The following is a 25,011-nucleotide window of genomic DNA, read 5'->3' as shown; positions in this document are numbered from 1 at the left end:
GTCACCACCTCGTCATGCGGTGGTAGATGAAGCCCAACACCAGGAGCACGGCCAGGCCGCTCACAACAAAGGGGAGCAGAGGTTCAACGGCCAGCCAAGCCACGCGAATCGTGAACGAAGCCAGCAGGAGCAACAGCAGGAAGTTCCGGGCCTTTGCCACGGAGTGTCCTCTCGGGTGGATGCTGCCGACCCAGCGTCGAGGCCGGCGGGGATCGTAAAGCTGGGCATCTCGTCGTAAAATGGTTCTAAGGAATGAAAGAGGATCAAAAGAACATCTGGGAACAGGAAAAGCGGGCGGTCCGCAGGTTTCGAGACGGCCTGGGCAAGCGGGTTGACCGCCACATCGAGGAAACGGTGACGGCACTTCGTCTGATCGGTATCCACACCGACGCGTCGTGCGGAGGACATGTCGGCCGCTTGCTCTGTCCGTACGTCACGTTCCGCTCACCAAGCAACCAGCACGACCGTCAACGCATCGAAGAGGCCAACACCCCGAAGGCGAAGCAGCATTGGAAGAAGCGGGCGATCCAGCACAACGCCGCGGAGCTGGCCCGACTGCTTGGCTACCTTGAACGCTTCTACGCCGACCGGGATGTTCCGTCGACGCAGCGACTTATCTGTCAGGGCTTCGGTGTCATTGGCTATCGACTCACGACCCAGAGCGCCGACCTGGCGTACGTCGCCACCAAGGACGATCACCGCAAGCTTTTGGTACAGCAGCGCCAAGAGTTCGACGCCTTCACGGAGTTCTTGAAGGCCGAGTTCTTCTCGGCGTTGGACGACGCCCCACCCCGAGCGGCCTGAGCGCTCGGGGTGGCGTAGAGGAACGGCTACTCGTCGTCCTCAACCTCGATCCAGCCGTCACCGCCACACGTCGGGCAATCAACGGGTTCGTCGGCTCCGTCAGGAACGACCATGGTGTTGCCGTCGCACTCGGGACACACTTCGTTCTTCATGTTCATCACCCCCTTGGGCTCGCTGATGGAATCCGCCGACTCACCAGGCGGAGCCGGCTGCGGGTTGAAGGGACGGATCAACGGCCCGACCTCTTCGTCGTGATCGCCAGGCAGGGGTGACGCTGGCCAAGAAACTTGGCTGTCTTCTCTTACAGGGACGAATGCAGAGGGAGGCTGGACCGGTGCTACGGGCGCTTGCTCATCGGGTCCTCGTGGCCCAGTTCGTCCAGCACCTCGCGGAAGATGGCGGCGTCCTCGGGTCGACTGCGCACGATGGCGTCTATCTCACGCTTGCGTTTGGCCCGCCTGGCACGTCCTGCCGAATCGCCGTCGAGCCGGGACAGTGCCCAGATGGTGAGCGCGATCAGGAGGAACGCAGTTGCGCCACCTCCCGCTTGGCCGCCATCGCTAGCTGCTTGGAACATGGGGGATCACCTCCTGGCGATCGGTTGGAAGGTGGCTGATCTCAGATCAGCGCTCACGGTGCCGTCGAGCGGTTCGGCGCATCGCGTGCATGGTGTTGTACTTGCGGACGCGCATCGCAACCTCTTGCTGCATCGCGGCGTCCTGGGCCCGCTGCCACCTGCGCTGGGCTTCCCTTTTTTCCTCCGCCTTGTCGTGGAGGTGGCAGCCAACCAGCATGACGAAGGCGATCAAGAGGGTGCCGACGAGCGCGGCGGTTCCGGCGTTCATCAGAGGCCGAGCCCGTTGCCGAAACTGCGATGATCCCGCACCGTCTCGTGGGTGAACGACTTGACGATGATGTCGAGCTGCTGGGCCAGATAGGGATTACCCACCGCAAGCTCCTGTGCCAGGTGGGTCACGTCCGCGATGTCGTACATGGCGTTGTCCGTCTGGCGCTTCCGTAGGGCTGCCGTGAACTCCTGCTTCTTGGCCTCGAACAGCAAGGCGTCACGGTCATGCTCGGCCCGCTGCACCAAGGCCCGTTGATCTCGGCTGAGTCGTCCACGTCGTTCCGGCTGTTGGCCGAAGCCACCCAAGGTCAGTTCGTTGCCCATATTGATCATCTCCTTCGCGTTAGAGAGGGAAGGACCATCCAGGTCGCCCACCTTGCGCTGCAAGGTCAACGCCCAGTCACCAGCTCAGTGGACAGCGCTACTACCAGGGAAGCCAGACGATCCACAGTGGGCTGACAGGAAGATGTGTAGTCTCGGGTGGCCGAACAGTGGAAGGGTGAGAAAACAGTGGGTTCCACTCCTGACGAGCTGTACTTCGCGCTCAGGCGGCTCCGTGAGCGTGATGGCCTCCGGCTCGGGAGGCTCGCTGACAACAGCCTCGTTATGGAGGTACTGCGCCAGCGCGCCTCCAACCCACAGCTGTCGGCTTCAGAAGCAGTAGTCGTGTTTCGCGCCGAATTAGTCAACCTCGCCAAGGGCAAGTTCGCAGAAGCCGTACGTAATGCTTTAGCCGTTGAAGGAGTTGGCGCAGACCTAAAAACGCTAACAGCGAGACGTGAGCAAATGGCAATCTCGCTGGGACGACATTCAGACACAATCGAGGAATGGGAGAATCAGGGCTTCAGAGAACTGGCTCATCGACTTCTTTCAAAAACGACCAGGATTGCACACCTGTATGACAATCTAAGCGTCGAGAAGGTAATTCTCTTCGAGGGTATGACTCGACGCGAGATAACCACCAGCCGACACATTCGATCACAGATAGACGGACTAAACGAGATCGTCATACATGCGATCACCGATCCAGAGAATGAGCCCGGGACCGTTGTTTTTGAAGGCGTGTTCGGATGTGAAGTAACCGATGTGCGCGAATCTCCGCATAGTCAGCGACGCCAGGTTTTCCTAAAACTCAACCGGACGCTTCGCGCAGGTGATGAGGCCCGGTACATCGTGCGCGCCCGTTATAATTCCGGCGAAACGGCCACCCCCAAAGAAATCCTTGCGCCTTCTCCGAAATCGCCGGTGGCACGAGCGGAATTCCGTGTGCAATTCGACAAGAGAGCCCTACCGGTGCATGTATGGAAAGTAGACGCCTCCACGCCAATTGCTGATGTCCATGACGCTAGTCGCTTCGACTCCATACAGCTAGACGCATCTGGATCATTGGAAATTCATTTCAGGACGCTTACGAGTGGCTTCCGTTATGGAATCGCATGGGAATGGCCGCCCAAGTGAAGCGGCATAGGTGAATACGTACAGTCGGCCATTGATTAGAAGTCGGCAATGTGTTTTAATTAAGTTGAATCTTTAATTTTTCAGCTCGCACCTCCGCACCCCAAATATCTGGGATACGGAGAGACTGAGCTGAAAGGCTAGCATTGTGAAACAGCGCGAGAACGGCACTGTGATTGACGGTGTTACGCACTACCCGCATCCGAACGGTGGCGGCCTCGTGGCCGTAACGGCCACTGTCGCCCATACTGCCTATGTAGGGCCTAAGGCGCGGGTATCCGACGAAGCCCAGGTGGACGGAAACGCCCGAATCTACGACGAAGCTCGGATCTACGGCAACGCGAGGGTCGAGGAGGAGGCATGGGTCTACGGTAAATCCCAAGTGTCCGGCCAAGCCATTGTCTTCGACCAGGCCCGGATTTTTGGAAATGCCGAGGTCAACGGTCGCGCTCGCCTCTACGGCATGGCTTCGGTGTCCGGCAGGGCAAAGGTCTCTGGTGACGCTGTGGCATCTGGTCGCGCCAAGATTGTCGGATGCGACAGCATTACAACTGGGCGGCATCAATAACCACCCCGCACCCCAACGAAGAACACCCCGTGTCCGTTGGTCGGTCGCGGGGTGTTCTTTATTTCTGCGGTTCGCTTGGCTGCCCAGGTGTTACGCAACCTTGGCCTTCGCGTACGCCTCCTTGATTTCCGCCGGAACACGGCCACGGTCGTTGACCTCGTAGCCGTTCTCCTTGGCCCACGCACGAATCAGGGCAGTGTCACCGCTAGCAGCTGCTGCCTGCGTTGCACCTCCGCGCTTGCCACCACGCGCCTGGTTCAACTTCCTGCCCTTGTCGACGTACGGAGCCAGGGCCTTGCGCAGCTTGGTGGCGTTCTTCTCGTTCAGGTCGATCTCGTACGTCCTACCGTCGAGGCCGAACACGATCGTCTCGGAAGCCTCGGACCCGTCGAGGTCATCAAGCAGCTGAATAATGGTTTGCTGTGCCATCGTCGGTTCGTCCTTCGTCGGGTTCCAGGTGAACAACGTGCTTTTGTTGCTGACTTCTTATCAGCGTGGCAGCTACTGACGCAACGTGGATGGACGATCAGCAGATAACCCCAAACCAAGATGAACGCAGCCAGCAGGAGCAACAGCAGGAAGTTCCGGGCCTTTGCTACGGGATGACCTCTCTTGGTTGGTGAGGCCGACCTACATCCCGAGGCCGGCGCCGGGTGAAACGGTGCGGTTCAACGACAAGGCCCCCGCCCTGTTGGTCGCGCGAGTAGGAGTGGCGCTGGCCAATGGATAGCTGCCTTCACCTACGAGCGACCGATCGAGCGGGGGCGTCGACGGTTACCGGTGACGCCGGTTGCGTTCTTCCTTGTCAAGATCGTCAAGGACTTCACGAAAGAGGTCGGCATCGCTAGGACGATTACGGACGATGGTTTCTATCTCGCGCTTGCGCTGTGCCCGCTTGGTTTGTTCACTGGTGGAGCCAAGTCGGGATAGCGCCCAGATCACAAGCCCGATCAGGAGGACGGCCGAGAGGCTGTTTCCCGCCTGCGCGCCATCAGATACGGCGTGGAGCATGTCAGTCCCACCGCTCGGCACTTCGTCGCTTGGCCACACGGCGCATGGCAAGCATGGTGTTGTGCTTCCGGGTGCGCCGCGAGATGTCCTGCTGAATCGCGGCGTCTTCGAGCCGCTGCCAGTCGCGGTGAGCGTCTCGCTTCTTCTGCGCCTGGTCGTGCAGGTGGCAGACACCCAGGACGAGCAGCGCAAGCACGAAGAAGATCACGCCCGCCATAGCCTCGCCGCTCATCAGGAAGCCAGCCCGTTGCCGAAGTCCCGGACATCTCGGCCCGCCTGGCGCGAGAACTCCTGCACGATCTTGTGCAGCTCCGTAGCCAGGTAGGGGTCGTCACCCGCCAGTTGGCGAGCCAGCCCCACCACCTCGGTGACGTCGTGCAAGGCGTTCTCGGTCATCCGGGTGCGCAGAGCAGCGGTGAACTCCTGCTTCTGCGCCTCGTACAGCAGGCCCGTCCGGTCACGGTCTGCCCGCGCCTGGAGTGCTCGTTGCTCACGAGACGGCCGCGCCAGCCACCCACCTCGACCTCCGTCCTGTTGTCCGTTGCCACCAAGCATCAGTTCGTTGCCCATTGATGCCGTCCTCTCTTTTCTGAGTTGACGACGAACATCCCTGGGCTGCCGTACGCTTGCCGAGGCTAAAGATTTGGAAAGCAAGCAGCGGCAAGCAAGAATTGGACGCCATGAGTCAAGCAAGCAGAGAACCTCTCAGTGAGGCTCATGTTCACCTTGGAGCGTTGTTGCGCGTAGCCCGAAAACGTGCAGGCGCGACGACCCGTGATGTGACGGGATATTCCTCGGGGCATATCTCCAACGTTGAGAACGGATACACGTCCCCGTCGCTTGAGTTGATCGAGCGCTACATCACGACATTCAATGGTGATTCGCGGCGCCTACATACTGCCTATTCATCCATGAAAGATGGAAGTGAGCTTCGGCGACGCAACCATCGAGGCAAGGTGCTCCCGGGAGAACAACAAAGCCCACATATAACAGCCAACTCGTCAGTTGCTGAAATTCTCGCAAGCTACAACGTGGAACAACGCGAGGACTCTTACAGAATAGACAACCGAGGCGTTATCACAGAGATGAGCTCCATCACGACACTGACCCCTCAAGGCGATGACGCTACTCTCTTTACGAACAACTTCAGCTACTTTGCTGATAAAAGGCGAGGTGTCCTGACTGTAGAAGCCGGGATGGGCTGCGAGATCGTTAAGCTTGACGAAGCAGACAGCGGGCTCATCCGGGTCTACTTGAAGATTGCCAGCGCCGTTAACTTGACTGGACGAAAATCGCGCTCCTTTTCATACAAGGTTTGCGTTGAGAGCGACGCACCAGTGAGCCCAGTTCTATGGCATCACGAGGTTCGCGAGACCGCACACTACGCAATCCGAGTTCAATTCACGCCACCATCTCTACCAAGTGAAATCTGGTGGTTTCGGGGCCTTAGCGCGTTGAGCGCAGAGATGAATCCGCGGCCGGAGATGATTCTCCCTTCCAGCTCCAACGGTATGTATTTCTGGGAGTTCTACGACTTGCATGCTGAGTACGCTGGCCTTGTATGGAAATGGGCAACATGAGAAAATGGATGTGCAAATATAATCGGAGGCGTGATCATGGGCAGCGAAAGCTAGACACTGCGAACTGGGTTCCGTATCCAGAAAAAACACCCCGCGTCCATTAAGGTCGAGGGGTGTTCTTCGTTCAACGTCTTGTAAATTCTCCCTTCCAGCTCCAACGATATGTATTTCTGGGAATTTCACGACTTGCACGTTGAGTACGCTGGCCTTGTGTGGAAATGGACAACATGAGAAAATGAGTACGTAAAATATAAGCGGAGATACAACCATGGGCAGCGAAGGTTAGGCTTCAGGCACTGGACTCCACGTCCAACACAGAAAAACGCCCCGTGTCCGTCCAAGTCGCGGGGCGTTTTTCTGTGTTGGGGGTGTACTCCTTGCCGACTGAAGCCGGACGACCAACCGCACGCCGGCCACAGTCTCTAGGTCGGCTGGAGTCAGCGCACGGGAAGACGCCGCCCAGGTTGTGAGAACCAAGGGCGACGTCGTGCTGTGCGAAGTGGTTGCAAAATACACCCAAATATGTTATAAATAAGGATAGATTGCCCATACGGCAATAGTCCTCTCTCCTCGTCGGATGTGGCGCCCCATCAAGCAAGTCTTGGTTGCTGGCACGCCCTATCCGAACTGCTCAGGAGAGACGTGTGTCAGAGAACCTCGACTATCGCCAGCGTGGCGCCGCCACAAAGCGCAAGCGAACCATCAGCAAGGCCGTCGAAGCAGCAAGGTTGCTGTTCGACGCATACGGCTGGTACGGCGTAACGCTGGACGACATCGCCAGAGAATCCGGCGTTAGTCCAGCCGCAATTGGTAGGCATCTTCCTACCAAGCAGGTCATCGCCCTCGCGGCGTACGCCCCGGTGCTACTGCCCCTCGTGGAGCAAGCCGAGTCGACCAACCAGACGGCGTTCGTAACGTTGCAGGACTTCGTCTACGGACTGGCAGCAGTGGCAGCCCAAAACCCGGTCTTGACCATCGCGCTGCTTCCCGCAAGTCGCGACGTTGTCAGGATGGGCGACGAAGCCCGATCAACTTCGCAGGAAGTCGTGGTGGTGGACTTCGACCAACTCGCCGAGGCACTCGGCAAGCTGCTGAAGATCTACTGGCCCAGCGAGCTTCACGGCAGCGTCAACCACTCGATCGACGTGGCCGAGCTCTACCTGCCCGGCCTGCTGTCCTGGGTACTCAAACATCCGGACCGTCCGGGAGAGGAAGCCGCCGCGCTCACCTTGTCCCAGCTCCTCTGACACAGCCCATCCACCCCGCAGCCCCAACGAAGAACGCCTCCCCGCGTCCGCTGGCCGGTCGCGGGGTGTTCTTCATGTTAGGGGTGTACTCCCACGCTGAATGGAGCCGAGCGATCAACCCGCAGCCGGCCCCAGCCCCTTGGTTGAGCCGATCCATCGCACCAACCCCGCAACGCAAGACGCCCCGCAGCCATCCAGGCTGCGGGGCGTTGCTTGTGTGCGGCACTTCGCCTACGTCGGCTTGCCCTTGGCGTCCTTCGCTTTGAGTTCGTCCAGCACCTCTTGGAAGAGGTCGGCGTCACCAGGGCGACTCTTCACGATGGCTGCTATCTCCGCCCTGCGCTTGGCTCGCCCGACTGCCGCCGCCCTGCGTCTGTCGTGGCGGGACAGCAGCCAGACCACGAAGGCAACGAAGAGGACGGCGGCTATGCCGCTTCCCGACGAACCACCCTCACTGCCAGCAAGAAGCATGTCGTTCACCTCTGGCCTCGTACAGCAGCGCTCCGGCATCCATCGTGATCGCTTTCTCCACCAGTAGCGCGAGAAGCCGGTGATCCGTAATCTGCACGAGAGACGGCACGATCACATGGCGTACGTCGTCACGGATGAGTCGACGGATCAACCGGTCAGGCCAAATGCCTGGGCCTTCTTCGTAGTAAGTGTCTACGAGCTGCAAGCCGTGGGTGTCGGCACAGTTGCGCATCCCGTCCTCGATCAGCAGAAGTTCTTGGTCGTCGGCGTCATGGCGGAGGCGGACGTACCCATATGCCTTCGGTGCGTCAGTCATGGGAAACCTGTTTCTTCGTCGAGGTCAGACGAGTTGGCGGAGTCCATCAAGGACGCGCTGCACCAGAGCGGTGGGCACCTGGTCCTTCGTGGGGCTCGGCTGCGGTTTTAGATCGTCTGGCACGCGCAGTTGCAGGGTGGAGCCATTGAGTGCAGGTCTCGGCGACTGGATCAGCCTGTTTATTGCCCAGACGATCTTGCCTCCGGCCGGCGGTCGGTAGGTGCCCCACTTCTTGGCCAGCGCCTCGACGAGATGAAGTCCCCGACCACCTTCCGCGCCCGCGGTGGCCTCTTGCTTCACGGGAACTAGCACGCTCTGGTCCCAGACCTCGACGTACAGTTCTTCGCCCACGGCGCGGAGCTGGATGGCGATGACATGCTTGGCAGTGATCTCCCAAGGCATCGGTTGCCGATTCCTGAAGACAGTCGCCTTGACCGCGTTACTGACCAGCTCGGACATCATGAGTGCGGCGTCGGCGGCGTAGTCGTCCAGTTTCCAGTGATGGAGCGTCTGGTGGACGAACGCACGAGACACCGACACGGCGGATGGCACAGCAACGAGGTGAAGCCTCGACACGTGCAGCATGTGCACTTCCGCAGTCGTCGCATTCACTCGTCGTCGCCATCCTTGGCCACGTTCGGCGAACACGGTAACGCTTCGCTCTCCGGAGTGACGATCCAGACCTGACCGCCGATGTCTTCTTGCAGCAGTTCCTTAGCGAGGTTTGCGAGGACCGGCATGGTGTTCAGATGTTCGCTGCTCGGTACGATCACATGACGGATGCCGTGACCCTTGCAGTAGGCGGTCAAGGCGTTCAGAGCGAGCGTCCGTTGCCACCGCATCTCAACGAACACCATCGACAGCGCAAGACCCTCGCGTTCAGCGAAGGCCGCCATGTCCGCGGTGTGCTGCTGTTCAGACTGGTCGTCATCCGACATCCGAAGTCGCAGGTACCCGACGCACTGCGGGGCGGGTGCGGTCACCCTGCCTTCACCCCCTGCACGATCCACAGCCGCGCGCCGAGTTCTTTCTCGATGTGTTCGCGCATAGCAGCTTGCAGACCAGGCAGCCAGGCGAAGTGCCAGAGAGACGGCACGATCACGTGCTTCACCCCGTTGGCCTTAATCGACTCAGTCAAGGTGAATAGTGCTGACTCGTTGGTGTTCAGTCGTTCAATGAACACCCGCTGCAAGGTAAAACCCTCGCGGTCAGCGTGCGCTGACAATTCCCGCTTGATTACCTCGGATTCGTCACCGTCTTCGCCGGTAGCGGCGAGACGCATATAACCGAACATGGCAGGTCGCATCCGTTCCTCCTGGCGGACTGGAACGGACGATCGGTGGCGGGCTCTTGCGTCAACCGCCACCGATCGTCCGTCAGCCAGGTAAGCCGTGTGACCTGCAAAAACCCACAGCAGCGGTGACGCACGGATGCCGCATTCATGCCGCACTTGGCGGGCTAGCCTGCACGAACTCGCCTACTACCTCTATGGTGTTGCCCTGCCCAACGTCAGCCGGAGGGATGGGCGATGCCAGCAAAGCGCATACGCCTGGCGCAGCGCCGCAAGGCCGCTGGCTTCACCCAAGAGGGACTTGCCGAACACCTGGGCGTCGAGCGATCTACCGTCGGTCGTTGGGAAAGTGGCGAGACGGAGCCGCAAGCATATTTGCGACCCAAGCTCGCCCGCGCGCTGAGAATCACGGCGGAAGAACTACAAGAGGCACTTGCCGATGTCGCCGTGGTTCAAGCGCAGCCGAACGAACGTATGACGTACGCGCTTCAAAATCCAGCTTCCGCCGACTTGATGGTCGTGGCCTACCTGCACGAGCGGCTGCGGCAACTGGATGAGTCCTACGACAAAGCGTCGTCCACGGGACTCCTTGGTCCAGCCGGGCAGGTGCACGGACAGGTGAAGTTCCTCCGGGAGAACACCACCAACCCACGCGTACGTCGGGCGCTCTACGAGGTCGAAGCCGACTCAGCCACGCTCATGGGTCAATTGGTGTGGGACGTCAGTCAACGACGCGACCACCATGCACCGCTGGGCTACTTCCAAGAAGCGGTCGAGGCAGCCCGACACGTCCGTGATCCATCCATCGAGGCGTACGCGACCCTGCGCATGTCCTACGTGGCGCTCTACGGCGAGAAGAACCCGGTGCGCGGCGTCATGCTGGCGCAGCAGGCGGCCGAGGTCGCCAAGGTCGCTAGCCCCTCACTCACTGGGTTGAGTCTGCTCCACGTCGCCGAGGGGCACGCCATGACCGGCGCGGCTACCGAGTGCGAGGCGGCACTATGGAAGGCCGAGGACCAGTTCGACCGCATCCATGCCGATGATGTAGCCGCGCCGTACTACACCGTGAACGAGTACAACCGGTTGGCCGGAAGCTGCTACCTGTTCTTGGGCCTTCCCGAACGAGCTGAACCGATCCTTCGTATGACCACACGGGCTCTGGCGAACAAGAAGAAGTCTCAGGCCATCGCGCTGGGCAACCTGACGCTTGCTCTCCTCCAGCAACGCAAGCTCGACGAGGCTGCCAGCGCCATGCACCGCACCATTGATGCGGTGGAGCTGACGCGCGGCGGCGGCGGTCTTAACCTGGCGTTTGCTGCTGGGCGCGAGCTTCGGCAGTGGCGGCAAGAACCTTGGGCACAGGAGATCAACGACCGACTGCTAGCTCTGATGGCAGCGATCTAAGTACGGGTGGGGTGGGCGTGAACGACATCGACCAGGCTAAGCAGGAGCTGCGCGAGAAGGTGTGGCGTCGCCTCATCGACGGCGGCGGTGCACCCGCCGATTCGTACGGCAAGATCCCTGGCTTCTACGGTGCCCAGGACACTGCTGAGCTGCTGGCCGGTCAAGACTTCTGGCAGCGAGCCACCACCGTGAAGGCCAACCCTGACTGGGCGCAGCTTCCGGTACGCGTCCGCGCACTCAAGGACGGCAAACGCGTCTACATGGCCGTGCCGCGCATGGCGTCGCTCGAACCCTTCTACCTGCTCGACCCGGAAGACCTCGGGCTTCCACCCGAAGAGGCCGCCGAGAAGAAGGGCGCGGCTCAGGTTGCCCGCCGGCTTGCGCCAGAGTCGATGGAACCTATCGACGTCGTTGTGTGCGGCAGTGTCGCCGTGAACCGATCCGGAGCGCGCATCGGCAAGGGCGCCGGATACTCCGACCTTGAGGTTGCCCTCTTGATCGAGGCGGGTCTCGTGACCGAGCAGACGGTGATTGTCGCACCGGTTCACTCGCTCCAGGTGATCGAGGATGACATCCCCGAGACCGAGCACGACTTCTCGGTGGACTACATCGTCACGCCCGACGAGGTGATCCCCTGCCCCAACCCCAGGCGTCCGCACGGCATCGTTTGGGACGATCTAACGGCTGACAAGATCGCTGCAATTCCCGTGTTGGCGGCGCGGCAGCACGCACGGTAGAAGGCTCCGAGCGTCCGTCTGCTGGCCGCACGGGCGCGCGGCCCTAAGTCGGGCCGAACGCGCATCACCCCTGGTCAGAGCGGGTTTTCACGCGCTAGACTGGCTGTCGCCAGGGGATACGTAGCCATGATGTTGACGAGGCCCCGGAATTCAGCAGCCAGACCTTGGACTCATTGCGTCAGCCCCTCGAGTCGGGGCATGTGGTGATCGCCCGCAGCGCGGGAGTGGTGCGGCTGCCCGCGAGATTCCTGATGGTCCAGATTTGTACATGAGCGGTCACTGACCGGTGTAGCTTCCGCGGGTGATGAGCAGAGCCGCGTGGACGGTGCACTTCGTGAGCCGGGACCTTCCCGAGCCTGCGACCGTGCCGTTCTTCCTGCGGGGACTGTCGGATGACCTGGTCCCGTGGCTGGACGATGAGGGGTTACCGGACGGCCTGCCCTTCCTGCTCTCACCGACATTCGCGTACGACGTTGACCTCAACTCGTACTTCTTTCAGGCGAATCTGCTGATCGCACCGTGGAACAGCAACGCCAACCGGGCCCGAGCGATCGCACGCTTCCTGAACTTCCTGCATATTGCACGGGGCGGGAAGTCGTGGCGGGTGGCCACGGAGGACGATCACCTTGCGTTCCACCACTGGCGCCGTCGCGACGATGCCGGGCCGCGAGTCGGCGGTGGCACCTGGAACCAGGAGGTGTCGCTGGTCAACCAGTTCTACGAGTGGGCGGTTCAGCAGCGTTTCGCGGCTGCGATCCCGATTCCTCACCGCGTTCGACGGCCCGCCCCGGCCGGCACGGTGACGCGGGCCAGTGCTGCGGTGACGGTTCCGGCGACCTATGCGCACGACGAGAATGGCGAGCGCATCGAGTGGATGCCGCCGAGCACCTACCGGCTCTGGAGGGACGTCGGGCTGCGCGGCTTCGGCCCGGACGGACTGCCCTCGCCCCGGTTCCGGGGGCGTTGGGCATCGCGGAACGCAGCCTTCACTGACCTCATGGTCCGGACCGGCCTGCGGCTGAGCGAAGAGTCCAGCGTCACGGTCTTCGAGATTCCGCACAGCCAGGTGCTCAGTGGTTACCAAAGGTTCTGGCTGCCCGGGGCGATCGCGAAGAACTTCTCGGCGCGCTGGGTCTACGTCCCTCACAGCACGGTCGGCGAGCTGGGCGCCTACATGAAGTGGGACCGGGCCGAGGTGGTCGACGGGGCCCGAGCGGCGGGCCGCTATCGGAGGATTCGGCGGCCGCTGGTCATCGAGGACCCGGACCGCCCCTCGGTCGTTCACCAGGTGACCGCGGGCGGTGTTCGCCGTTTGAGGCTCGAGGAGTTGAAGCCGCACGAGCGTCGACGGCTGCTGCGAGAGACCGAGGAGGGCCTGGAGCCGGCCATGCTCTGGCTGACCGAGGACGGCATGCCGATGACGGTCTCGGGTTGGAAGTCCGTCTTTACCGCCGCCAACCAGCGTTGCCTCGCTGCGGGCGAGAAGGCTGCGGCACACGCCCACCTCCTGCGTCATTCTTTTGCCGTCGTCACTCTCGAACAGCTGCAGCGAGCGCACATTGCTCAGCTGGCCGCCCTCAACCAGGAACAGCGCGGGTATTACGCCCGGATCTTCGGCGACCCGCTGGACTGGGTGAGGCGCCGACTTGGTCACCGGTCAGTCGTCACGACCTTGATTTACCTGCACGCCCTCCAGGAGCTTGAGATGGATACCCGCATGGCCTTGGTCCCGGACGCCTGGGAAGACCCCCGGGACACCCCGCTCGGTCAGCTCGGGGAAGACGCCGCCGTCCCGGCGATGGAGGGACCGTAGTGACCGGCCGGGGCCGCGGCAGCACCGGACCGGGCAGGACGTCTGTCTTGCCGACAGACATCTATGACCCGCCGGGGCCCGGCCGGGCCGACGCCGACGGAGCGACACAGATCCACTTCCACGGTGACGACGGCCGCGGGCATGTCTTTGACACCGCCGAACTGCCCCTGGAGGGCTGGCGACTGGCGCTGGCCGGCGCGTTTGGGCAGCGGACCGGCCCAAGCGGCGGACTCCGCACGCTCACCTCGGCGATGGACGCGTGGTTCGCGCTGGCGAGATGGATGAAGTTCCTGGCCGCGCTTCCCGTTCCACCGCCCCGCCCTGAGCGGCTCACCGCGGCACACGTGAAGGCGTTCTTCACCTTCCGCACGACAGCGTCCTCCGAGCGCACCGCGATGGTTGACCTGCGCAACACCCGGCACCTGCTGGAGGCCGACGCGATCCGCCCGCTGATCACGGCAGAGGCCCACGATGCCCTTCAGCGACGTGCCCTTGAGACCAGGCACTTCGGCGCGGCCGGCTATTCGGACGGCGAGTTCAACCGGCTGCTATCCGCAGCCCGCACCGACGTCGCCCGGATCCGCGATCGGATTAGGGCGGGAGAAGAACTCGTACAGCAAAACGTGCACAACCCCGAGCACGTCGACCCTGGCCGGAGAGAGCTCGCCAGGACCCTGACCGACCTGGCCGCCACCGGCGAGGTCCCGGTGATGAGCGGCCGCCAGTTCATGAGCCAACGGCTGGCCCTGGCCGGGCACCTTTTCGTGATCCGCCACGACCTGGAGCCGCTGATGGCCCTCATGGCCGCACTCTCCGAGCGCAACAGCGAGACCATCAAGGAACTACCGGCCCAGCACAAGATCCTCGAAGGCCGGGCGGTCGAGGTGACCATCATCAAGCGCCGTCGCGGGGCTCGCCGCTGGTTCGAGACCGTGACCTGGGAGATCGGCCCACCCAACCGGGCCCTGCACACCCCGGGAGGCCTCTATCTCCTCCTGCTAGAACTCACCGCCCGAAGCCGGGAGTTCTGCGGATCCGACCAGCTCTTCTGCGTCTGGCGCAACCAGCACCGGACCGGCAACTACGGAGTCGACGAGCACTTCCCGCCCTTCGCCGACAAGCTCTGGGGCGGCGACATCTACCTCTCCTCCTGGGCCGCGGATCGCCCGCGGCCCGTCCTCGCCGACGCAGTCGGCGAGGACGAACCCCGCCCGCTGCAGGTCACCTTCAACCGGATCAAGACCAGCGCCGAGGTCCGCCGCACCCGACGCCTGGGCGGCCACCTGCCCTCGGCCGCGAAGTCGAACACCATGCAGGTGCTGTTCCGCAACTACCTGGGCGGCGATCCGATCATCGTGGACTGGGCCCACACGGTGCTCGGCGAGGCCTTGGCGGACGCGGAGAAGGCCGCCACCGAGGCCCACCAACGGGTCCTGGAGGCAGCGGGCGGGCACTTGAGAGTGGTGCCCGGCCCGGTCACCGCCGAGAGCCTGCAGCGCGAGGCCGGCCTGGACGAGGAGACCGCCCGCCAGGCGGCCGCGGGCGAACGGGACACCGCCTGGACCGCCTGCGGCGACGCGACCAACCCGGTCACCGGCGAGGGCTGCGAAGCGTCCTTCCTCGCCTGCTTCCACTGCGGGAACTGCCTGGTCACCCGCGATCAGCTCCCTGGACTGCTGGGGCTGATGGACGCCCTGGCCGACCGGCGCCGAACGATGAGTGCAGCCGAGTGGTGGCGCCGCTATGGGCCCGCCTGGGCCGCGATCCGCCACGACATCCTCCCGAAGTTCACCCCCGCACAACGCCAGCAGGCCGAGCGCGACAAGCCCGTCGACGCCTACCTAGACCTGGTCGAAGAACCCTGGGAACAACCATGACCACCACCACAGCCGCCGCCACCGAGGCCGCCCCCGGCGACGACACCTTCGTCCTACACGGCTGCCGCCTGCGACACGGCTTCGTACTCGAGGAGACCGCCCGGTTCGGCGAGGACGTCTGGAGGTTGCGGCCGGCGATCCACCAGGCCAGCGGCCGCAACCTCATCCTGGACTTCCGGCGCATCCCGCCCCGGTTCCAGCTGGTCGCCAAGCAGCTCTGTTACGCACTGCTATCAGGCCCCCTCCCACCCGGGGAGAAGCACCCCAAAGTGGCTGGAGTCCGTTGCGCGTTCACGGAGATCTTCCGCTTCCTGACCTGGCTGGACGGCCAGCCATCGATCACCTGCGGCCAGTTGGCCACCCTGACCACACTCGATCTACTCGCCTATCAGCGGCACATCGCGTCCCTGTTCCCCTCCTCGGCCTCCCAGCGGGAGCGTTGCCGTTCGAAGATTCGGCTGTTCTGGCGCTGGCGGCACAACCTGGATGACCGCCCCGCCTTCGACCCGCGGCACATCGACGGCTGGGGCGAGAAGGGTCTGCGAAACCGCAACCGCGAGAACCTCACCGACCGGATTCCCGAAGAGGTCCTGGGACCGCTGTTCGTCTGGGCACGGCGATTCATCGACAACTTCTCCGTCGACATCCTCGCCACCAACCAGGAATGGCGCGACAGCCGCGGCCACCACGGGATGGCCACCACCGGGACGTTCCACCCCTCCACCAACCACCTGGCCACCACGCTCAAGGCGCTGATGGACGAGTACGTCGAAGCCGGCCGCCCCTTGCCGGGCTATCGAGGCGAACCGCACCAGACGATCCTCGCCCGCAAAGCCGGCTGCCACCGCGTGTCACTGGCGGCCCCTCGCTACCGGGAGATGATCGACGAGGCAGTGGCTCAGGTTGGCATCCGCGAGGGCGCCCCGTTCTTCACTCCGATCCAGCAGCACCTCGATGGCACCCCTTGGATCGCAGAGATCTTCACCGAGGCCGACCGCCCCGACAGCCTGGCCGCCCTGGCCCGCCACCTCCAGGCCGCTGCCTACATCGTGATCGCGTTCCTGAGCGGAATGAGGGACTGCGAGGTCAAGGAATTGCGGCGCGGATGCTTGCGCACGGAGCGCGACGAGAACGGACGGCCCTACCGCTGGAAGGTCGACGGACTCGCCTTCAAGGGCGAGGACGACCCGGCTGGGGCCCCGGCGACCTGGATCGTTGGCGAACCCGTCGCACGGGCCGTCGCCGTTCTCGAAGCCCTCCACAACCACGACACCGAGCTTCTTTTCACCCGGCTCCCGCACGGCCCCGGCACTCGTCATCGGGTCCGCGGGGCCCGAGCCATGGTCAACAGCAGCACTAACGACAACCTCAACCACTTCGTCACCTGGGTGAACGATTACTGTCGCGACCACCAGAGGACCGACGCGATCCCGCGCTACAACAAGATCCCTTTCCGTCTCAAGACCTCCCAATTTCGTCGCACTCTCGCTTGGTTCATCGCCCGCCGTCCTGGCGGCACCCTCGCCGGCGCCCTGCAATACCGGCACCACAGCATCCAGATGTTCGAGGGCTACGCGGGCACCAGCGACTCCGGCTTCCGCGCCGAGGTTGAAAGCGAACAGGCCCTCGCCCGCGGCGAGCACTACCTCGCCATGACCGACGCCCACGAGCACACTGAGCTCAAAGGCCCCTCCGCAGAGGAAGCCGCCCGCCGACTTGAAGGCTTTGGGCACCGGGCCCGCTTCCAGGGCGTCGTCGCCAACGACGAGCGCAGACTGAAACGGATCATGAAGCGGGACGACCCAGCGGTCTATCCCGGCAAATACATCACCTGCGTTCACGACCACGCGAAGGCTCTCTGCGAGCGAGCCCGCAAGGGCCGAGCCGAAGATCTGGCCGACCACAGCGGATGCCAGCCCCTGGACTGCCGCAACGTTGCCCTGACCAGCGACAACGTCAGTACCTGGCGCCAGACACTCGACCGGATCGACCACCGACTTGCCGCCCGACCGCCACTGCCACCACGCATGGAGGCCGTTCTCCGCACACGCAAGGAAAAGATCACCGTGTTCCTGAGCCGCCATGACTGCACCCCGGCGACGACATGAGCCGGCGCATTGAAGTCCCCTCCGAAGTCCAGGTCCGCGCTGCCCTCAACGAGCTCCGCCAGAAGGCCGACGACAATGGAACCCGGCCCAGCGTCCTCGCCCTCGCCCGTCGCTTCTCGATGAGCAACACCACATTCCGGCGGCATTTCCCCGAGCTCGCCACGGAGATCTCCACCATCCGCTCGACACCGGCCGAAGCCACACCGGCAGGCGAACCGAGTAGTCACGCCAAGCTCGTCGCCCGGAATGCCAAGCTCAAACGGCGCAACCGCGAGCTCACCAGCCACCTTGCCCTCGCCGCTGCACAGGCCCAGAAGATCGCCTTGGAGAACCAACGGCTGCGGCAGAGACTCGAAGCTGCCACCGGCGTGACTCGCCTCGTCGACCGCATTCCGAGTCGCCGAACGCCCCAGTAGTTCAGCCATCGCTGCATCGGCGGGGGAACACGGCTTGCTGGCCCGTTCTTTGTCAGAGGCACGTCCCACACTGAGTCCATGAACTCGGGCAGCACGCTCTTCCGCAAAGGCAAACTTGCCGACACCCTGAATCAGCAGCTGGGAAAGATCGTTAACGCGGTCGCCGAATGGAACGAAGAGGCCCTTCTGTCTCTTCCCCTGAGCGACGTTGTTGAGGCTCTTAAAGAGCAGTTCGAAATCGAGCCGATCGTCCTCGACCGGGACGGCATTACCGCCGAACCGATCGAGGACGGCTTCAGGCAGACCCGCCAGTTCGGCGAGACCGTCGACATCAGGGTGACGACCGTGACCCTGGTCGTTCCCTACACCGGGGAGCGGGATCTCTTCATGCTCCGGCCCGACCGCTTCACTCTCTCGCCCCCGACCGCGAGCGTCAGAGACGGAGAGCTCCTTCTCTACTGGAGTGGTCCCCCCAACCCCGATCCGAGTGCGCTCCAGCAGAACATCAACAAGCAGCTCGACGACATCCAGGAGTGGCTGGACTCAAGCGCCAGCCAGATCAGCGCCTACAACGCAGAGGCAGGCCAGCAGATCACCGCAGAAGTCCAGGCACGGAAGGACCGGCTACTGGCCAACCGCAACCTGCAAGCAACCATCGGCTTCCCCATGCGCAAGCGGCCCGATGCTGACACCTACGCGGTCCCGATCACCCGCAAGACAATCGTTCCGCGACGGGCGGCACCCGCTTCCCAACCGTTCCGGCCAGAGCCAACCCTCGCAGAGGGGCAATACGAGGCAGCCCTTGAAGTGCTGCTGCACCAGAGGAACCAGCTCGAACGGTCCCCGAGCACCAGCGCCAAGATGGACGAGGAGCAGATCCGCGACCTCCTCCTGCTCCAGCTGAACGGCCACTTCAAGGGTGAAGCTGCAGGCGAAGTCTTCAACAACACAGGCAAGACCGACATCCTCATCCGAGTTGAGGATCGGCACATCTTCATCGGCGAGTGCAAGATCTGGCGCGGCCCCCAGACCATCATCAACACACTCGACCAGCTGCTGAGCTATCTCACCTGGCGCGACACTAAGGCCGCGCTGCTGTTGTTTATCCGCTCCGGAACCCCCAGCGACGTCATCACCAAGGCCGTCGTCAAGTTCCGCGAGCATCCGAACTACAAGCATGACGGCCAGCACGCGACCGAAGAACGACACGACTTCGTCTTCACCGCGACCAGTGATCCCGAGCGCGAGATCAAGCTCGCCTTCCTTCCCTTCTATCTCCCCAAGCCGCCCGACGACCATTAGCCGAAAGCGGTCAGCGGTCAGCGGTCAGACACAAACACCCGCCACAAGCTCGCCGCCAATCCCTGCCCCTGCGGTCGGCACACGCTGCTCGGCGACGGCTGCGAATGTCCGGCGTCCGTCGTCCGCCGCTATCAGGCGCGGCTCTCGGGCCCGCTGCTCGACAGGGTCGACCTGAAGGTCAGGGTGGAGCCCGTCACGCGATCGGAGCTGGCCGGTTACGGCACGCGGGGTGACTCCACGCAGACGGTCGCCGACCGGGTGCGCGCCGCCAGGGAGAGAGCGGCGGCCAGACTGACCGGCACCGGCTGGCGGACGAACAGCGAAGTGCCGGGGCACGCCCTGCGGACGCGATGGCCCGCGGAGCCGGGTGCCCTGGACGCCGCCGAAGTCGACCTGGAGCGAGGCTTCCTGACCGCCCGAGGGCTCGACCGTGTCCCGCGGGTCGCCTGGACCATCGCGGACCTCGCGGGCCGTGACCGGCCTGCCGCGCAGGATGTCGCCTTGGCGTTGCAGTTGCGTACGGGGGTGTCGCGGGGCGCGGCGATGGCGATCGGGGCGCTGACATGACCTCGGGCTCGGCATCGGGTTCGGGTTCCGTCCCGGAGGAGGAGCGGATGGCGAGGGCCGCCCTGACCCGGGTCCTTGAACCCGGGGACGAGGTGGGAGGACGGTGGTTGCGGGAGGCCGGGGCCGTCGAAGTGGTGCGGCGGTTGGCCGAGGGGGAGGAGATGCTGACCGGGGTGACGCCGGCGCGGTGGGAAGGGCTGCGGGCGCGGGCGGGGAAGGCGCGGCCCGAGCAGGACCTGGCGGTGGCGCGGGACGCGGGGATGCGATTCGTGTGCCCGGGGGAGGCGGAGTGGCCGGTCCAGTTGGATGACCTGGGGGACGCGCGGCCGTTGGGGCTGTGGGTGCGGGGGCGGCCCAGCCTGCGGATATGGGCACTCCGGTCGGTGGCGGTGGTCGGCGCGCGGGCCTGCACGGAGTACGGGGCGCGTATGGCGGCGGACCTCGGGGCGGGGCTCGCCGAGCGGGGCTGGGTGGTCGTGTCGGGTGGCGCCTACGGGGTGGACGGGGCCGCCCATCGGGGAGCGCTGGGGGCAGGTGGGGCCACGGTCGCAGTGCTCGCTTGCGGGGTCGACCGGGCCTATCCGCGAGGACACGCCGAGTTGATCAGGAGGATCGCGGAACAGGGTCTTGTGGTGGGGGAGTTGCCTCCGGGAGATCATCCGACGCCGAGCAGATTCATCCTCAGGAACCGCGTGATCGCCGCTCTCACCAGGGGAAGTGTCGTTGTCGAGGCCGCGTACCGCAGTGGCGCCCTCGCCACGGCGCGCAGTGCGCGGGAGCTCGGCCGGTTCACCATGGGGGTGCCGGGCCCCGCCACCAGCGGGCTCTCGGCGGGGGTGCATGAACTCCTGCGTGGTGACGGTGTACTGGTGACCGACGCGGCGGAAGTCGTCGAGCTGGTCGGCGACATGGGTGAGCTGGCCCCGGAGCGGCGCGGCCCCGTCGTGCCGCGCGATCTGCTCGCCCCGGACGCCGCGCGTGTCCTGGCGGCGCTGCCCGCCCGGGGGAGCGCGGCGGCCAGAGACATCGCACTGGGCGCGAGCACGACGGTGGACGAAGCAGTCGGTCGGCTGTACGAGTTGCGCTCACTTGGGTTCGTCGAACGACATGGCGACGGATGGCAGTTGACACGCCAGGCGATCGTGTCGGTCTTCCCGGCGGGAGGTGGTTCGTGACCGACCGTGTTCGGCCGTCTGGATGAACCCCCGATGTCCGCGCGAAAACGCGGAGTTGGCGCTCCGCGGTCGTCACGGAAGGCGACGAGGGGGGCTCGGTGGGGGGTCCAGCGGAACGTATCTGCGTACGCGAGATCCCCTACTGTTCGCACACTGCGACACTTCAGTCACGCTACGCTCACAAGGATTCCGACGCGGACAGGCAACCACAGGCAACCACGGGCAAGCAGACGGACAACCTCATTCACTTCACGCAAGATCACCACCTCGCGGGTGCGGGCGAATCCATCGGCTCGCACGACCTCACCGGTTCACGGCAGAACGGCTCAAGGCAACGAATGCCCCAGCACACCTCAGGGTCCGATCGGGCGGCGGTTCCCCCCGCCGCCCGTAGCGGCGAGCGGGAGCGGCCCCCCGCACCCTCGTCGCTGGACGAGCTGTGGCGGTCGTACAAGGAGACGGGGGACGGGCGGCTGCGCGAGCAGTTGATCCTGCACTACTCGCCACTGGTGAAGTACGTCGCGGGCCGGGTCAGCGTGGGGTTGCCGCCCAATGTCGAGCAGGCGGACTTCGTCTCGTCCGGGGTGTTCGGTCTGATCGACGCGATCGAGAAGTTCGACATCGAGCGCTCGATCAAATTCGAGACGTACGCGATCACGCGTATCCGTGGCGCGATGATCGACGAACTGCGGGCGCTCGACTGGATCCCCCGGTCCGTGCGGCAGAAGGCGCGCAACGTCGAGCGGGCCTACGCCACGCTGGAGGCCCAGCTGCGGCGTACGCCCTCGGAGAGCGAGGTCGCCCACGAGATGGGGGTGGCGATCGAGGAACTGCACGCTGTTTTCAGCCAGTTGTCGCTGGCGAACGTGGTGGCCCTCGAGGAGCTCCTGCACGTCGGCGGCGAGGGCGGCAACCGGCTGAGCCTGATGGACACGCTCGAGGACACCGCGGCCGACAACCCCGTGGAGGTCGCCGAGGACCGCGAGCTGCGACGGCTGCTCGCGCGCTCGATCAACACGCTGCCGGAGCGGGAGAAGACCGTCGTCACGCTCTACTACTACGAAGGCCTCACGCTCGCCGAGATCGGCAATGTGCTCGGCGTGACGGAGAGCCGGGTGAGCCAGATCCACACGAAATCGGTGCTCCAGCTGCGGGCGAAGCTGGCGAGTTTCGGCCGCTGAGGGCGCTGAATCGTCCCTGCCCACGGCCCGTGCCGTGAGGTGCCGGTGTGGGGTTCTCCGAGGTGGAACGACTCCCGTCCCGGCGGTCACGTCCGTAGAGTGGAGTGCGTGCCAAGGATTCGAGCGGCCTCTGTGGCCGAGCACCGGTCGATGCAGCGCGGCGCCCTGTTGGACGCCGCGCGGTCCCTGCTGTCCGAGGGCGGTACGGAGGCGTTGACCTTCCCCGCCCTCGCCGAGCGCACGGGGCTCGCGCGGTCGTCCGTGTACGAGTACTTCCGGTCGCGTGCCGCGGTCGTCGAGGAGCTGTGCGAGGTCGACTTCCCCGTCTGGGCGGCGGAGGTCTCCGTCGCGATGGAGCGGGCGGAGACGGCCGAGGGCAAGGTCGAGGCATACGTCAGGCGGCAGCTCGATCTGGTGGGGGACCGGCGGCACAGGGCCGTCGTCGCGATCTCCGCGGCCGAGTTGGACGCGGGGGCGCGGGAGAAGATCCGTGCCGCGCACGGTGGGCTTGTCGCCATGATCGGCGAGGCGTTGCGCGAGCTGGGACATGCGGAGCCCCGGCTCGCCGCGATGCTTCTGCAGGGTGTCGTGGACGCGGCTGTGCGGCGGATCGAGCTGGGCGCCGCGGAGGATCCGTCCGCCATCACCGAGGCGGCCGTCGTCATGGCGCTGCGAGGTGTGCGGGGCTGAGGCCTCACCCATCGGCGCCCGGCAGCGGGGCGCCGCGTCCGCCTGGTCCGCCTCCGGGGGCGCCTGCTCAGGGGACCCCCGCTCCGGGGATGCCTGCTCAGGGAACCCCTGCTCCGGGGGTGCCTGCTCAGGGAACCCTTGCTCCGGGGATGCCTGCTCAAGGGGCGCCTGGCCACCACGGCAGCAACCCCAGCAGCGGCACGTCAATCACCGGCAGCAGGCGGGACGCCCCGCGCCCCAGTAGCCACGGCGGCAGTAGTGACAGCGGGTTCAGGTACGCGTCGGCCCTCAACAGGCCCCAGTGCAGGCAGCTGCTCGGGCAGTGGGCATTGGGCGCCGTGGGTCCTGTGGGTCCTGTAGGCCCCGTGGGTCCTGTAGGTCCCATGGAGAGTTCCAGTACCCCCAGTGCCTCGCCCGTCGCCACCTCGGCGCCCTTCTTGACCGTGGCCCGCACCGGCCCGTACGTCGTACGCAGGGGCGGATCCCCCGTGCCCGCCAGCTCCACCGCGATCACCCCACGCCCCGCCACCCGGCCCGCGAACGAGACCCTGCCCGGTGCCACCGCCCGAACGACTGCGCCAGGCGCCGCCGCGAGGTCCACGCCCCGGTGCCCCCGGCCGTACTCCGTCGCCGGAGGCTCCCAGCCCCGTACGACAGAAGGCCGCACCCCCACGGGCCAAGCGCCCCCCACCTTCGGCACCGGCTCGCTAACCGGCTTGCTGACGGAGTCGGCAGCGGCGGCAGGCAGCACCGCCCCAGTGATCAGTGCCGCGGTGATCAGCGCCACGGTCAGCAGCGCAAGGCCAAGGCTTCTTCGCATGTGAGACATGCCAGAACGGTCCCGCGCCGGGCCGGTCCGCGGGGATCATGGACCGGATCTGTGGACGACCATCCGCTTGTGGACAGCGGCGTCACCCACTGCCTCGCGGGTCCCGTACACTTCTTGTGGCGATCCGGGTCACCGGGTCGACTTCGCACGCCCCGACACCAGGCCATCAAAAGCCAGGTGCCAGCGCCTCTCGGTCCTCTGTGGCACGGCGCATCGCGGGCGTCAGGACGCGACCGTCATCCGGCGGACGCGGCACAACCGAGAACACCTAGGAGTACGGCCATGGCCGTCGTCACGATGCGGGAGCTGCTGGAAAGCGGCGTCCACTTCGGTCACCAGACCCGCCGTTGGAACCCGAAGATGAAGCGCTTCATCTTCACGGAGCGCAACGGCATCTACATCATCGACCTGCTCCAGTCGCTGTCGTACATCGACCGCGCCTACGAGTTCGTCAAGGAGACCGTCGCCCACGGCGGCACGGTCATGTTCGTCGGCACGAAGAAGCAGGCGCAGGAGGCCATCGCCGAGCAGGCGACCCGCGTCGGCATGCCCTACGTGAACCAGCGCTGGCTGGGCGGCATGCTCACCAACTTCTCGACCGTCTACAAGCGCCTCCAGCGCCTGAAGGAGCTCGAGCAGATCGACTTCGAGGATGTGGCCGCGTCCGGCCTCACCAAGAAGGAGCTGCTCGTCCTCTCCCGCGAGAAGGCCAAGCTGGAGAAGACCCTCGGCGGTATCCGCGAGATGTCCAAGGTGCCCAGCGCCGTCTGGATCGTGGACACCAAGAAGGAGCACATCGCTGTCGGCGAGGCCCGGAAGCTCAACATTCCGGTCGTCGCGATCCTCGACACGAACTGTGACCCCGACGAGGTCGACTACAAGATCCCGGGCAACGACGACGCGATCCGCTCCGTCACCCTGCTCACCCGCGTGATCGCCGACGCCGTCGCCGAGGGCCTCATCTCCCGTTCCGGCGTGGCCACGGGCGACCAGAAGCCGGGCGAGAAGGCCGCCGGCGAGCCGCTCGCCGAGTGGGAGCGCGACCTGCTCGAGGGCGAGAAGAAGGCCGACGAGCCCAAGGCTGACGAGGCCAAGGCCGACGAGCCGAAGGCCGAAGAGGCCGAGGTTCAGAAGTCCGCCGAGACGGAGAAGGCCGCCGACGCCGAGCAGTCCGAGGCCCCCGCCGAGGTTGCCGCCGCCGAGGCCCCCGCCACGGAGACCGAGCAGGCCTGACCTTCACAGGTTCGGTAGTTGACGGCGGGGGCCGATCAGGCCCCCGCCGTTCACCCGTAGATCTTTCAGACCTTCGAAAGAGAATTTCA

General features: G+C 64.7%; 31 protein-coding genes and 2 pseudogenes. 18 read left to right on the top strand and 15 right to left on the bottom strand.

Translation table 11 applies throughout. From position 1 onward, the window contains the following. Position 1 precedes the first annotated feature (1 nt). Positions 2-160, bottom strand: a complete 159-nt coding sequence (locus tag ACZ5CR_RS10670) for a hypothetical protein (RefSeq protein ID WP_468855790.1) — start codon at positions 158-160, stop codon at positions 2-4. 92 nt (positions 161-252) lie between these two features. On the opposite strand from ACZ5CR_RS10670, the gene ACZ5CR_RS10665 reads away from it, so the two are divergent. Further along, on the top strand, positions 253-804 hold the full coding sequence (locus tag ACZ5CR_RS10665) for a hypothetical protein (protein ID WP_468855788.1): 552 nt from the start codon (positions 253-255) through the stop codon (positions 802-804). A gap of 26 nt (positions 805-830) precedes the next feature. Here the strand turns inward: ACZ5CR_RS10665 and ACZ5CR_RS10660 are convergent, their stop codons facing one another. The 4 genes from ACZ5CR_RS10660 to ACZ5CR_RS10645 form a co-directional block, all read right to left on the bottom strand. After that, positions 831-956: a hypothetical protein gene (locus ACZ5CR_RS10660; protein WP_468855786.1), complete on the bottom strand. Its 126-nt coding sequence runs from the start codon at positions 954-956 to the stop codon at positions 831-833. A 185-nt stretch (positions 957-1,141) separates the two neighbouring features. After that, positions 1,142-1,381 (bottom strand): hypothetical protein, encoded by a 240-nt coding sequence (locus ACZ5CR_RS10655; protein ID WP_468855785.1) that lies wholly within the window; start codon positions 1,379-1,381, stop codon positions 1,142-1,144. 46 nt (positions 1,382-1,427) lie between these two features. Then, positions 1,428-1,649 carry a hypothetical protein gene (locus ACZ5CR_RS10650; protein ID WP_468855782.1) on the bottom strand — a complete coding sequence of 74 codons (222 nt, stop codon included), beginning with the start codon at positions 1,647-1,649 and terminating at the stop codon, positions 1,428-1,430. Next, positions 1,649-1,975: a hypothetical protein gene (locus tag ACZ5CR_RS10645; protein WP_468855780.1), complete on the bottom strand. Its 327-nt coding sequence runs from the start codon at positions 1,973-1,975 to the stop codon at positions 1,649-1,651. The genes ACZ5CR_RS10650 and ACZ5CR_RS10645 overlap by 1 nt, the downstream gene beginning before the upstream one ends. A gap of 156 nt (positions 1,976-2,131) precedes the next feature. On the opposite strand from ACZ5CR_RS10645, the gene ACZ5CR_RS10640 reads away from it, so the two are divergent. Then, the gene (locus ACZ5CR_RS10640; RefSeq protein WP_468855777.1) at positions 2,132-3,109 is read left to right on the top strand and encodes a hypothetical protein; all 978 of its coding nucleotides are present in this window, start codon (positions 2,132-2,134) and stop codon (positions 3,107-3,109) included. 145 nt (positions 3,110-3,254) lie between these two features. Further along, entirely contained in the window at positions 3,255-3,674 is a 420-nt protein-coding gene (locus tag ACZ5CR_RS10635) for a hypothetical protein (RefSeq protein ID WP_468855774.1), read from the top strand. 90 nt (positions 3,675-3,764) lie between these two features. Here ACZ5CR_RS10635 and ACZ5CR_RS10630 read toward each other — a convergent pair whose 3' ends face one another. From ACZ5CR_RS10630 to ACZ5CR_RS10615, 4 genes are all read right to left on the bottom strand, one after another. Next, positions 3,765-4,103 (bottom strand): histone-like nucleoid-structuring protein Lsr2, encoded by a 339-nt coding sequence (locus tag ACZ5CR_RS10630; RefSeq protein WP_468855771.1) that lies wholly within the window; start codon positions 4,101-4,103, stop codon positions 3,765-3,767. 345 nt (positions 4,104-4,448) lie between these two features. Beyond that, complete coding sequence (locus tag ACZ5CR_RS10625; RefSeq protein WP_468855768.1) at positions 4,449-4,685, bottom strand: hypothetical protein; 237 nt, start codon at positions 4,683-4,685, stop codon at positions 4,449-4,451. Position 4,686: 1 nt separating this feature from the next. Beyond that, positions 4,687-4,917, bottom strand: a complete 231-nt coding sequence (locus tag ACZ5CR_RS10620; RefSeq protein WP_468855766.1) for a hypothetical protein — start codon at positions 4,915-4,917, stop codon at positions 4,687-4,689. Further along, complete coding sequence (locus ACZ5CR_RS10615) at positions 4,917-5,255, bottom strand: hypothetical protein (RefSeq protein ID WP_468855764.1); 339 nt, start codon at positions 5,253-5,255, stop codon at positions 4,917-4,919. The genes ACZ5CR_RS10620 and ACZ5CR_RS10615 overlap by 1 nt, the downstream gene beginning before the upstream one ends. Positions 5,256-5,365: 110 nt before the next feature. Between ACZ5CR_RS10615 and ACZ5CR_RS10610 the strand changes: the two genes are divergently transcribed. Together ACZ5CR_RS10610 and ACZ5CR_RS10605 are read left to right on the top strand one after the other, a co-directional pair. Further along, on the top strand, positions 5,366-6,265 hold the full coding sequence (locus ACZ5CR_RS10610) for a helix-turn-helix domain-containing protein (RefSeq protein WP_468855761.1): 900 nt from the start codon (positions 5,366-5,368) through the stop codon (positions 6,263-6,265). Positions 6,266-6,909: 644 nt separating this feature from the next. Further along, a complete protein-coding gene (locus tag ACZ5CR_RS10605; RefSeq protein ID WP_468855758.1) occupies positions 6,910-7,512 on the top strand; it encodes a TetR/AcrR family transcriptional regulator in 603 nt (200 codons plus the stop codon). Positions 7,513-7,743: 231 nt separating this feature from the next. Here ACZ5CR_RS10605 and ACZ5CR_RS10600 read toward each other — a convergent pair whose 3' ends face one another. Genes ACZ5CR_RS10600 through ACZ5CR_RS10580 form a run of 5 tightly spaced genes read right to left on the bottom strand, consistent with a single transcriptional unit; the run spans position 7,744 to position 9,605 of the window. Beyond that, the gene (locus ACZ5CR_RS10600; protein ID WP_468855756.1) at positions 7,744-7,983 is read right to left on the bottom strand and encodes a hypothetical protein; all 240 of its coding nucleotides are present in this window, start codon (positions 7,981-7,983) and stop codon (positions 7,744-7,746) included. Beyond that, a complete protein-coding gene (locus ACZ5CR_RS10595; protein WP_468855754.1) occupies positions 7,964-8,299 on the bottom strand; it encodes a hypothetical protein in 336 nt (111 codons plus the stop codon). Before ACZ5CR_RS10595 ends, ACZ5CR_RS10600 begins: the two co-directional genes overlap by 20 nt. Before the next feature lie 24 nt (positions 8,300-8,323). Then, complete coding sequence (locus ACZ5CR_RS10590; protein ID WP_468855751.1) at positions 8,324-8,911, bottom strand: ATP-binding protein; 588 nt, start codon at positions 8,909-8,911, stop codon at positions 8,324-8,326. Beyond that, the gene (locus ACZ5CR_RS10585) at positions 8,908-9,282 is read right to left on the bottom strand and encodes a hypothetical protein (protein WP_468855749.1); all 375 of its coding nucleotides are present in this window, start codon (positions 9,280-9,282) and stop codon (positions 8,908-8,910) included. Before ACZ5CR_RS10585 ends, ACZ5CR_RS10590 begins: the two co-directional genes overlap by 4 nt. After that, entirely contained in the window at positions 9,279-9,605 is a 327-nt protein-coding gene (locus tag ACZ5CR_RS10580) for a hypothetical protein (RefSeq protein ID WP_468855746.1), read from the bottom strand. The genes ACZ5CR_RS10585 and ACZ5CR_RS10580 overlap by 4 nt, the downstream gene beginning before the upstream one ends. A gap of 222 nt (positions 9,606-9,827) precedes the next feature. On the opposite strand from ACZ5CR_RS10580, the gene ACZ5CR_RS10575 reads away from it, so the two are divergent. The 12 genes and pseudogenes from ACZ5CR_RS10575 to ACZ5CR_RS10520 all read left to right on the top strand — a co-directional run bounded on the left by ACZ5CR_RS10575 (position 9,828) and on the right by ACZ5CR_RS10520 (position 22,860). Beyond that, positions 9,828-10,994 carry a helix-turn-helix transcriptional regulator gene (locus tag ACZ5CR_RS10575; RefSeq protein WP_468855744.1) on the top strand — a complete coding sequence of 389 codons (1,167 nt, stop codon included), beginning with the start codon at positions 9,828-9,830 and terminating at the stop codon, positions 10,992-10,994. Positions 10,995-11,011: 17 nt separating this feature from the next. Further along, the gene (locus ACZ5CR_RS10570; RefSeq protein WP_468855742.1) at positions 11,012-11,731 is read left to right on the top strand and encodes a 5-formyltetrahydrofolate cyclo-ligase; all 720 of its coding nucleotides are present in this window, start codon (positions 11,012-11,014) and stop codon (positions 11,729-11,731) included. 131 nt (positions 11,732-11,862) lie between these two features. Next, positions 11,863-11,988, top strand: a pseudogene (locus ACZ5CR_RS10565) (ATP-binding protein); the annotation flags it as partial. 107 nt (positions 11,989-12,095) lie between these two features. Then, on the top strand, positions 12,096-13,544 hold the full coding sequence (locus tag ACZ5CR_RS10560) for a tyrosine-type recombinase/integrase (RefSeq protein WP_468855740.1): 1,449 nt from the start codon (positions 12,096-12,098) through the stop codon (positions 13,542-13,544). Positions 13,545-13,591: 47 nt separating this feature from the next. Then, positions 13,592-15,421 (top strand): hypothetical protein, encoded by a 1,830-nt coding sequence (locus tag ACZ5CR_RS10555; protein WP_468855737.1) that lies wholly within the window; start codon positions 13,592-13,594, stop codon positions 15,419-15,421. Beyond that, positions 15,418-17,529 (top strand): hypothetical protein, encoded by a 2,112-nt coding sequence (locus ACZ5CR_RS10550; protein ID WP_468855736.1) that lies wholly within the window; start codon positions 15,418-15,420, stop codon positions 17,527-17,529. The genes ACZ5CR_RS10555 and ACZ5CR_RS10550 overlap by 4 nt, the downstream gene beginning before the upstream one ends. Then, positions 17,526-17,945 (top strand): hypothetical protein, encoded by a 420-nt coding sequence (locus ACZ5CR_RS10545; RefSeq protein ID WP_468855734.1) that lies wholly within the window; start codon positions 17,526-17,528, stop codon positions 17,943-17,945. The genes ACZ5CR_RS10550 and ACZ5CR_RS10545 overlap by 4 nt, the downstream gene beginning before the upstream one ends. 78 nt (positions 17,946-18,023) lie before the next feature. Beyond that, positions 18,024-19,247: a hypothetical protein gene (locus tag ACZ5CR_RS10540; protein ID WP_468855732.1), complete on the top strand. Its 1,224-nt coding sequence runs from the start codon at positions 18,024-18,026 to the stop codon at positions 19,245-19,247. Between the two features lie 48 nt (positions 19,248-19,295). Continuing rightward, positions 19,296-19,814: pseudogene (locus ACZ5CR_RS10535) on the top strand (magnesium chelatase subunit ChlI family protein); the annotation flags it as partial. Next, the gene (dprA, locus tag ACZ5CR_RS10530; protein WP_468855729.1) at positions 19,811-20,989 is read left to right on the top strand and encodes a DNA-processing protein DprA; all 1,179 of its coding nucleotides are present in this window, start codon (positions 19,811-19,813) and stop codon (positions 20,987-20,989) included. The pseudogene ACZ5CR_RS10535 and the gene dprA, both read left to right, overlap by 4 nt. Positions 20,990-21,327: 338 nt before the next feature. After that, on the top strand, positions 21,328-22,170 hold the full coding sequence (whiG, locus tag ACZ5CR_RS10525) for an RNA polymerase sigma factor WhiG (RefSeq protein ID WP_468855727.1): 843 nt from the start codon (positions 21,328-21,330) through the stop codon (positions 22,168-22,170). A 132-nt stretch (positions 22,171-22,302) separates the two neighbouring features. Then, the gene (locus ACZ5CR_RS10520) at positions 22,303-22,860 is read left to right on the top strand and encodes a TetR/AcrR family transcriptional regulator (RefSeq protein WP_468856183.1); all 558 of its coding nucleotides are present in this window, start codon (positions 22,303-22,305) and stop codon (positions 22,858-22,860) included. Positions 22,861-23,017: 157 nt separating this feature from the next. On the opposite strand, the gene ACZ5CR_RS10515 is transcribed toward ACZ5CR_RS10520, so the two are convergent. Next, positions 23,018-23,680, bottom strand: a complete 663-nt coding sequence (locus tag ACZ5CR_RS10515) for a murein hydrolase activator EnvC family protein (protein WP_468855725.1) — start codon at positions 23,678-23,680, stop codon at positions 23,018-23,020. A 291-nt stretch (positions 23,681-23,971) separates the two neighbouring features. Here ACZ5CR_RS10515 and rpsB point away from each other — a divergent pair, with 291 nt between their 5' ends. Beyond that, positions 23,972-24,922, top strand: coding sequence for a 30S ribosomal protein S2 (gene rpsB, locus ACZ5CR_RS10510; protein ID WP_468855724.1), 951 nt, complete (start codon positions 23,972-23,974; stop codon positions 24,920-24,922). Positions 24,923-25,011: the final 89 nt, after the last annotated feature.

Source organism: Streptomyces sp. NPDC031274 (assembly GCF_055570235.1).
This window is presented reverse-complemented; position numbering and strand designations above follow the sequence as displayed.

What these genes read in the sequence shown, in the direction of transcription:
- whiG (WP_468855727.1), top strand. Translation starts at nt 21,328, where the DNA reads ATGCCCCAGCACACCTCAGGGTCCGATCGGGCGGCGGTTCCCCCCGCC.
- ACZ5CR_RS10645 (WP_468855780.1), bottom strand. Translation starts at nt 1,975, where the DNA reads ATGGGCAACGAACTGACCTTGGGTGGCTTCGGCCAACAGCCGGAACGA.
- ACZ5CR_RS10575 (WP_468855744.1), top strand. Translation starts at nt 9,828, where the DNA reads ATGCCAGCAAAGCGCATACGCCTGGCGCAGCGCCGCAAGGCCGCTGGC.
- ACZ5CR_RS10595 (WP_468855754.1), bottom strand. Translation starts at nt 8,299, where the DNA reads ATGACTGACGCACCGAAGGCATATGGGTACGTCCGCCTCCGCCATGAC.
- ACZ5CR_RS10550 (WP_468855736.1), top strand. Translation starts at nt 15,418, where the DNA reads ATGACCACCACCACAGCCGCCGCCACCGAGGCCGCCCCCGGCGACGAC.
- dprA (WP_468855729.1), top strand. Translation starts at nt 19,811, where the DNA reads ATGACCTCGGGCTCGGCATCGGGTTCGGGTTCCGTCCCGGAGGAGGAG.
- ACZ5CR_RS10665 (WP_468855788.1), top strand. Translation starts at nt 253, where the DNA reads ATGAAAGAGGATCAAAAGAACATCTGGGAACAGGAAAAGCGGGCGGTC.
- ACZ5CR_RS10655 (WP_468855785.1), bottom strand. Translation starts at nt 1,381, where the DNA reads ATGTTCCAAGCAGCTAGCGATGGCGGCCAAGCGGGAGGTGGCGCAACT.
- ACZ5CR_RS10660 (WP_468855786.1), bottom strand. Translation starts at nt 956, where the DNA reads ATGAAGAACGAAGTGTGTCCCGAGTGCGACGGCAACACCATGGTCGTT.
- ACZ5CR_RS10580 (WP_468855746.1), bottom strand. Translation starts at nt 9,605, where the DNA reads ATGCGACCTGCCATGTTCGGTTATATGCGTCTCGCCGCTACCGGCGAA.
- ACZ5CR_RS10630 (WP_468855771.1), bottom strand. Translation starts at nt 4,103, where the DNA reads ATGGCACAGCAAACCATTATTCAGCTGCTTGATGACCTCGACGGGTCC.
- ACZ5CR_RS10620 (WP_468855766.1), bottom strand. Translation starts at nt 4,917, where the DNA reads ATGAGCGGCGAGGCTATGGCGGGCGTGATCTTCTTCGTGCTTGCGCTG.
- ACZ5CR_RS10600 (WP_468855756.1), bottom strand. Translation starts at nt 7,983, where the DNA reads ATGCTTCTTGCTGGCAGTGAGGGTGGTTCGTCGGGAAGCGGCATAGCC.
- ACZ5CR_RS10515 (WP_468855725.1), bottom strand. Translation starts at nt 23,680, where the DNA reads ATGCGAAGAAGCCTTGGCCTTGCGCTGCTGACCGTGGCGCTGATCACC.
- ACZ5CR_RS10650 (WP_468855782.1), bottom strand. Translation starts at nt 1,649, where the DNA reads ATGAACGCCGGAACCGCCGCGCTCGTCGGCACCCTCTTGATCGCCTTC.
- ACZ5CR_RS10615 (WP_468855764.1), bottom strand. Translation starts at nt 5,255, where the DNA reads ATGGGCAACGAACTGATGCTTGGTGGCAACGGACAACAGGACGGAGGT.
- ACZ5CR_RS10545 (WP_468855734.1), top strand. Translation starts at nt 17,526, where the DNA reads ATGAGCCGGCGCATTGAAGTCCCCTCCGAAGTCCAGGTCCGCGCTGCC.
- ACZ5CR_RS10625 (WP_468855768.1), bottom strand. Translation starts at nt 4,685, where the DNA reads ATGCTCCACGCCGTATCTGATGGCGCGCAGGCGGGAAACAGCCTCTCG.
- ACZ5CR_RS10610 (WP_468855761.1), top strand. Translation starts at nt 5,366, where the DNA reads ATGAGTCAAGCAAGCAGAGAACCTCTCAGTGAGGCTCATGTTCACCTT.
- rpsB (WP_468855724.1), top strand. Translation starts at nt 23,972, where the DNA reads ATGGCCGTCGTCACGATGCGGGAGCTGCTGGAAAGCGGCGTCCACTTC.
- ACZ5CR_RS10540 (WP_468855732.1), top strand. Translation starts at nt 18,024, where the DNA reads ATGAACTCGGGCAGCACGCTCTTCCGCAAAGGCAAACTTGCCGACACC.